Source organism: Kluyvera genomosp. 3, from assembly GCF_011765685.1.
In the GTDB taxonomy this organism is placed as follows: domain Bacteria; phylum Pseudomonadota; class Gammaproteobacteria; order Enterobacterales; family Enterobacteriaceae; genus Kluyvera; species Kluyvera georgiana_A.
Genome location: NZ_CP050321.1, coordinates 4,034,680 through 4,041,167, shown reverse-complemented (window position 1 = coordinate 4,041,167; position 6,488 = coordinate 4,034,680). Strand labels below are relative to the sequence as shown.

General features: G+C 53.2%; 6 protein-coding genes. 3 read left to right on the top strand and 3 right to left on the bottom strand.

Annotation, left to right across the window (positions count from 1 at the left end; all coding sequences use genetic code 11):
* The first annotated feature begins 237 nt into the window (after positions 1-237).
* Positions 238-1,041 carry a 2,5-didehydrogluconate reductase DkgB gene (dkgB, locus tag GY169_RS18970; RefSeq protein ID WP_167576691.1) on the top strand — a complete coding sequence of 268 codons (804 nt, stop codon included), beginning with the start codon at positions 238-240 and terminating at the stop codon, positions 1,039-1,041.
* 86 nt (positions 1,042-1,127) lie between these two features.
* On the opposite strand, the gene yafC is transcribed toward dkgB, so the two are convergent.
* Positions 1,128-2,021 carry a DNA-binding transcriptional regulator YafC gene (gene yafC / locus GY169_RS18965; RefSeq protein WP_167576689.1) on the bottom strand — a complete coding sequence of 298 codons (894 nt, stop codon included), beginning with the start codon at positions 2,019-2,021 and terminating at the stop codon, positions 1,128-1,130.
* 104 nt (positions 2,022-2,125) lie between these two features.
* Here yafC and GY169_RS18960 point away from each other — a divergent pair, with 104 nt between their 5' ends.
* Positions 2,126-3,301 carry an MFS transporter gene (locus GY169_RS18960; RefSeq protein ID WP_167576687.1) on the top strand — a complete coding sequence of 392 codons (1,176 nt, stop codon included), beginning with the start codon at positions 2,126-2,128 and terminating at the stop codon, positions 3,299-3,301.
* Between the two features lie 141 nt (positions 3,302-3,442).
* Positions 3,443-4,237: an endonuclease/exonuclease/phosphatase family protein gene (locus GY169_RS18955; RefSeq protein WP_167576685.1), complete on the top strand. Its 795-nt coding sequence runs from the start codon at positions 3,443-3,445 to the stop codon at positions 4,235-4,237.
* 58 nt (positions 4,238-4,295) lie between these two features.
* Here GY169_RS18955 and mltD read toward each other — a convergent pair whose 3' ends face one another.
* Together mltD and gloB are read right to left on the bottom strand one after the other, a co-directional pair.
* The gene (mltD, locus tag GY169_RS18950; RefSeq protein WP_167576683.1) at positions 4,296-5,657 is read right to left on the bottom strand and encodes a murein transglycosylase D; all 1,362 of its coding nucleotides are present in this window, start codon (positions 5,655-5,657) and stop codon (positions 4,296-4,298) included.
* A 71-nt stretch (positions 5,658-5,728) separates the two neighbouring features.
* The gene (gloB, locus tag GY169_RS18945) at positions 5,729-6,484 is read right to left on the bottom strand and encodes a hydroxyacylglutathione hydrolase (RefSeq protein ID WP_167576681.1); all 756 of its coding nucleotides are present in this window, start codon (positions 6,482-6,484) and stop codon (positions 5,729-5,731) included.
* Positions 6,485-6,488: the final 4 nt, after the last annotated feature.

The window sequence follows — 6,488 nt, the reverse complement described above, 5'->3', positions numbered from 1 at the left end:
GTAGTTCAGTCGGTTAGAATACCTGCCTGTCACGCAGGGGGTCGCGGGTTCGAGTCCCGTCCGTTCCGCCACTTATTAAGAGCCCTGAGCATATTTGCTCAGGGCTTTTTTCTTTGTGCGCCGGATAATTATTGCTGTTTTAGCAAAAATCCTCTGCATTTCACGATCTTTTTCTCAATCCTCTCCCTCGTCATAATGGTCTCAGTTAACCCATTTTGATAAATAAAGAGGAAAATCATGACAATCCCTGCATTTGGTCTCGGTACCTTCCGCCTGAAAGACGACGTTGTTATTGCATCCGTTAAAACCGCGCTGGAGCTTGGTTACCGTACTATCGATACCGCGCAGATCTATGACAACGAAGCGGCCGTAGGCCAGGCAATTGCCGAAAGCGGCATTGCGCGTAATGAGCTGTTCATCACCACCAAGATCTGGATTGAAAACTTGAGCAAAGACAAGCTGATCGCAAGCCTCAAAGAAAGCCTGCAGAAGCTGCGTACCGACTATGTTGACCTGACGCTGATCCACTGGCCGTCGCCGAACGATGCTGTGGCGGTTGAAGAGTTTATGGCTGCGCTGCTGGAAGCGAAAAAACAAGGTCTGACTCGCCAGATCGGGATCTCTAACTTCACGATTCCGCTGATGGAGCGCGCTATTGCAGCCGTAGGCGTAGAGCATATCGCCACTAACCAGATTGAGCTGTCACCGTATCTGCAAAACCGCAAAGTCGTTGATTGGGCTACCGAGCACGGTATCCATATCACTTCTTACATGACGCTGGCATACGGTAAGGCACTGAAAGATGAAGTGATTGCTGCCATCGCGAAGAAACATAATGCGACGCCTGCGCAGGTTATTCTGGCCTGGGCAATGGGTGAAGGCTATGCGGTAATTCCGTCTTCTACTAAACGTGAAAATCTGGCAAGCAACCTGCTGGCGCAGGATCTGAAATTAGATGCTGAAGATAAAAAAGCCATCGCCGCGCTGGACTGCAACGACCGCCTGGTCAGCCCGGAAGGTCTGGCCCCTCAGTGGGACTAATGACCCTTTAACCCTCTGAAACCCTCTGGTAGCCCGGACGAAACGCTCATGTCGACTCCGGGCCTCCCAATCAGCCGTGCGATTCGTTACCGATTCTCCTTCACGTACTCGCTCAGAAAATCAATAAACGCCCTGATACGGGTGCTCACTGCCCGGTCACTGTAGTAAACCGCGCTAAACGGCATTTCGACAGGCAGTCGCTTATCGGCCAACAGCTCAACAAACTCCCCGCTCGCAATCTCTTTATCCACCATATAATCCGACAGGCAGGCAATACCGTTGCCGTTCAAACACAGCTGTTTAAGCGTTTCTCCGCTGTTGGAGGTAATGTCGCAGCTAACTTCCATAAACTGCCCATCGCAGCAGTACACTGGCCACGTGTTCAGCGAAGAAGGTTCGGTGAAACCAAGGCACTGGTGCTCTTTCAAATCTGCAACGTTCTCCGGCTTGCCATGCCTGGCAATATACTCCGGCGATGCGATGATCTTACGATAGCTGTTAAACAGGGGGCGCGCGCGTAGACTGGAGTCGGTTAATGTCCCCGCCCTAATGGCAACGTCCACCTTACGCTCAATCAGGTTGATAAAGGTCTCAGACGACACCAGCGAGAGCGTCATCTCCGGGTAGCGTTCGCGAAACGGCTTAATCAACGGCATCAGGAAGTGCAACATCACCGGCGTGGCTGCGTCGACCCGCAGCAGACCACGCGGCGTATTGCGCGTATCCAGTAGCTCATTTTCCGCCGCGGCCATCTCTTGTAGCACAACCTGCATGCGACGAAAGTAGCGTTCTCCCTCTTCAGTCAGATTAAGCTGACGTGTGGTGCGGTTAAGCAGGCTCACTCCGAGCTTAGATTCCAGCTTCTTTACCGCCCGGCTCACCGCCGAGTTAGCCTGGCCAAGCTGCTCCGCTGCCCGGCTAAAACTTCCGCTTTCAACTACCGCCACGAAAATGGCGATCTCTTCTGATGTTGCTCTCATTATTGCACCTGACGCAAAATTCTATTGAGATTCTGAATATTTTTGTTATTTAAACACCCCGGCATACTACGTGTCATCTTAATACTGATGATGTGGAGTAAATTATGCCGCTGGCGCTACTAGCCTTAACGATCAGTGCCTTCGCTATTGGCACAACCGAATTTGTGATTGTCGGCCTGGTTCCGACGATTGCTGAACAGCTTGCCATCTCCTTGCCTTCCGCCGGGATGCTGGTTTCCATCTATGCTCTGGGTGTGGCTATTGGCGCGCCGGTGCTCACGGCCCTGACGGGCAAACTGCCGCGCAAACAGCTGCTGCTGGCCTTGATGGTGCTGTTTACCGTCGGTAACCTGCTGGCCTGGCAGGCGCCGGGATACTCCACCTTAGTTGTCGCGCGTCTGCTGACTGGTCTGGCGCACGGCGTGTTCTTTTCCATTGGCTCAACCATTGCCACCAGTCTGGTGCCAAAAGAGAAAGCCGCCTCGGCGATTGCCATTATGTTTGGTGGCCTGACTGTGGCGCTGGTCACCGGTGTGCCGCTGGGTACCTTTATCGGTCAGCACTTTGGCTGGCGTGAAACTTTCCTGGCCGTTTCTTTACTGGGCGTGATTGCGCTGATTGCCAGCGCCATACTGGTACCGGGTAATATCCCTGGCCGTGCACCAGCAAGTTTAACTGACCAGTTGAAAGTGCTGACTCACCCGCGTCTGCTGATGATTTACGCGATTACCGCGCTGGGCTACGGCGGCGTCTTTACCGCCTTCACCTTCCTGGCGCCGATGATGCAAAATCTGGCAGGCTTCACACCGAACGCGGTCAGTTGGATCCTGTTAGGTTACGGTGTGGCGGTCGCAGTAGGGAATATCTGGGGAGGTAAACTGGCCGATAAACACGGTGCGGTACCGGCGCTGAAATTTATCTTTGCCGCGCTGGCGGCGCTGTTGGTGGTCTTCCAGTTCACGGCGTCAATTCAGTATGCTGCGCTGGCAACAGTGTTGGTGATGGGGGTGTTTGCCTTTGGTAACGTGCCAGGTTTGCAGGTCTATGTGGTTCAGAAGGCCGAAGAGTATACGCCAGCTGCCGTTGATGTGGCATCGGGCCTGAACATCGCCGCTTTTAATGTCGGAATTGCTATCGGCTCCGTAGTGGGGGGACAAACCGTAGAACACTATGGTCTGGCACAAACGCCGTGGATTGGCGCGCTGATTGTGGTGGGAGCGCTGCTGTTGACCGGTCTGAGTGGCCGCCTGGACAAGCCGGGTCGCGCCGTACTTGGTTAGAATTTTTCGGTAAGCACAGGCTTACAGAAGTTCACCCAGCTTTATCACAAATAGCGTTGAAACCGCGGGCAAAAGCCCCTATAACTGAGGAACCTTCCTGGAATCAGGCGGGTTCTTTGCTTATTGAGGTTATAAAAGAAAGTGCGAAAAAATACCTACGCCATGCGCTATATTGCCGGACAGCCCGCAGAGCGGATCCTCCCGCCGCCGGGCGCGTATTCCGGGTTGAGCGAGGCATTATCGGTGGGTAAGCCGTTAAGCACTGAAGAGAATATTCGCATCCTGGTGTGGAATATCTTTAAGCAGCAGCGCGCTGAATGGCTGTCGGTGCTGAATAAGTACGGTAAAGATGCGCACCTGGTGCTATTGCAGGAAGCGCAAACCACGCCAGAACTGGTAAAGTTTGCGACCACTAACTATCTTGCGGCCGATCAGGTGCCCGCGTTCGCGCTGCCGCATCATCCTTCTGGCGTGATGACCCTGTCCGCTGCCCAGCCTGTTTACTGCTGCCCACTACGTGAACGTGAGCCGATTCTGCGTCTGGCGAAATCGGCGTTAGTGACTGTTTACCCACTTCCTGATTCGCGATTGCTGATGGTCGTGAATATTCACGCCGTTAACTTTAGCCTTGGCGTTGATGTCTACAGTAAGCAGCTGATGCCCATCGGCGAACAGATTGCCCAACATAACGGCCCGGTGATCATGGCCGGGGATTTCAACGCCTGGAGTCGTCCGCGTATGAACGCGCTGTACCGTTTTGCGCGCGATATGTCGCTGCGCCCGGTACGTTTTGACGACGATCAGCGCCGCCGGGCGTTTGGTCGTCCGCTGGACTTCGTCTTCTATCGGGGGTTGAACGTGAACGATGCTTCCGTGCTGGTTACTCGGGCATCGGACCACAATCCATTGATCGTCGAATTCAGTCCCGGCAGGTAGGGCAGAAGACATAAAAAAAGGCACCGGGGGAAACGGTGCCTTTTTTACAGGATGCCTGTCAGGAGTCAGGACGGTCGCTGTTCTTAACATACAGCGTGAGCTGATCGCCCGGCTGCAGGTTGCCAGTGTCACTATTCCAGCGCATCACATCTTTGATGTTCACGCCGTGACGCTTTGCAATGCTCGACAGCGAATCACCTTTACGTACGCGGTACGTAATGCTGCTGTTATCGGCAAGACGCGCAGCGCTGCTGCCCGCACCTACCGTTAAGCTCTGGCCCACTTTCAGGTTGCTACCACGCAGGTTGTTCCACTGCTGCAGGTCCTTCGTCGTCACGCCTAAGCGCGATGCAATACCTGACAGCGTGTCGCCTGAGCGAACCTGATAGCTGCGGCTGGACATCGGCGTATTGTCAGCAACCAGCGTTGGCTGGAGGTCGGCAATTTCACCGGAGGCCAGGGATTCACGCAGCTGATCTGCATGCTTCTGTGGCACCATCACGTACTTTGGACCGCTTGCGCCGAGCGTAGAACCTTTAACGCCTGCGTTGAAGGTCTTCAGCTTGTTGACCGGCATACCAGCCATGTCTGCGAGCTGAGAGATCTCAACCGGGCTATCGAGGCGAACACGCGCCAGCGCACGGCTTTCGTCGGTTGTTGGCAGACGAACGCCATAGCGTTTGCTGTTTTTGAGGATGTCGCTCAAAGCCAGCATCTTCGGTACGTAGACCTTTGTTTCCTGAGGCAATGGAAGTGACCAGAAGTCCGTAGGCTTACCACGGGCTTTGTTCGCCTTCATCGCTTTCATTACACGGCCTTCACCGCTGTTATACGCCGCCACGGTTAATAACCAGTCGCCGTCGAACATTTTGTTCAGACGCTGCATCATATCCAGTGCTGCCGTTGTGGAAGCAACGACGTCACGACGTGCGTCATAACTGCGGGTCTGTTTCAGACCATAATTGCGCCCTGTGCTCGGAATGATCTGCCAGATGCCTGCGGCATTGGCGCCAGACGTTGCGTGCGGGTCAAAAGCGCTCTCCACTATGGGTAGTAATACCAGTTCCATAGGCATGTTACGTTTCTTAACTTGCCCGGCTATCCAGTACATATACGGCTCTGCCCGTAAAGTTACATCGTGGAGATAGCTCTTATTTCGTAAGTACTTCTGTTTCTGTTCGCGAACCCGGGCGTTATCCGGGATTCCCATCTTTAGCTCGTCGCCAATATAAGCCCACAAGTCCTGATTCTGCATGTCGAATGTCCCATCGTCCATCCAACGTGCCTGACTTGCGAATTTACTTGCTTCCCCTTGACTAGCCGCAGAAAGGCTCTGTGCGTGCTGTTGGACGTTGCCCTGCTGTGACGCCTGGCACCCCACGAGCAGGACAGAGGCGAGTAATATCGCTTTTGCCTTCATGTGTGTGTCAATAGTTGCTTAAAAGACGACCGATAATAACGACGAACTTTCGAAAACGCAACCAGGAAGTATCAGAAGTTATCTTTCTTTGACCGTAACCATGCAAAACGCTCTTCAGATTGTAGCAACTTTGTTTCTTTGTTTATTTCATTAATTAAATCAATATCATCCGTTCTTAAAAAGAGATTAATTTGACGCTCCTTTTTCAGAGTTGTGGGGAGTGTTATTTGGTTTTTTGCGCGTAACTCCTTCACTTCTCGATAGTATTCGTTAATGAACAAATCATGCGGTAAAACGCTCAGGGCGAACTTCATGTTGGAGAGCGTATACTCATGTGCGCAACAAACTAGCGTCTCTTCTGGCAGGGTGTTAATGCGCTGCAGCGAGCGGTACATCTGGGCTGGCGTGCCTTCGAATAAACGTCCGCAGCCCCCGGAAAACAGGGTGTCGCCGCAAAAAAGCCACGGCGCGCTGTAGAAACAGATATGTCCTAAAGTGTGCCCCGGTGTAGCGAAAACGTGAAATTCCTGGTCGAGTACGCGGATCCGATCGCCATCGGCGACAATTTTTGTTGTTCCTTTGTTACGAGTCTCTTCCGGACCGTAAACGATCAGATTCGGATAATGCCTATGCAGATCCGACACGCCGCCAACGTGATCGTTGTGGTGATGGGTTAACAGGATCGCCTCCGGCTGCCAGCCGTTTTCGGCGATCGCTGCCAGTACCGGGGCGGCTTCACCGGGATCGACAATCAGACAACGGCCCGTTTCATCATTAAGAACCCAGATGTAGTTGTCCTGAAACGCCGGAATACTGTTAAGATTCATTAGT

What these genes read in the sequence shown, in the direction of transcription:
- dkgB (WP_167576691.1), top strand. Translation starts at nt 238, where the DNA reads ATGACAATCCCTGCATTTGGTCTCGGTACCTTCCGCCTGAAAGACGAC.
- GY169_RS18960 (WP_167576687.1), top strand. Translation starts at nt 2,126, where the DNA reads ATGCCGCTGGCGCTACTAGCCTTAACGATCAGTGCCTTCGCTATTGGC.
- yafC (WP_167576689.1), bottom strand. Translation starts at nt 2,021, where the DNA reads ATGAGAGCAACATCAGAAGAGATCGCCATTTTCGTGGCGGTAGTTGAA.
- mltD (WP_167576683.1), bottom strand. Translation starts at nt 5,657, where the DNA reads ATGAAGGCAAAAGCGATATTACTCGCCTCTGTCCTGCTCGTGGGGTGC.
- gloB (WP_167576681.1), bottom strand. Translation starts at nt 6,484, where the DNA reads ATGAATCTTAACAGTATTCCGGCGTTTCAGGACAACTACATCTGGGTT.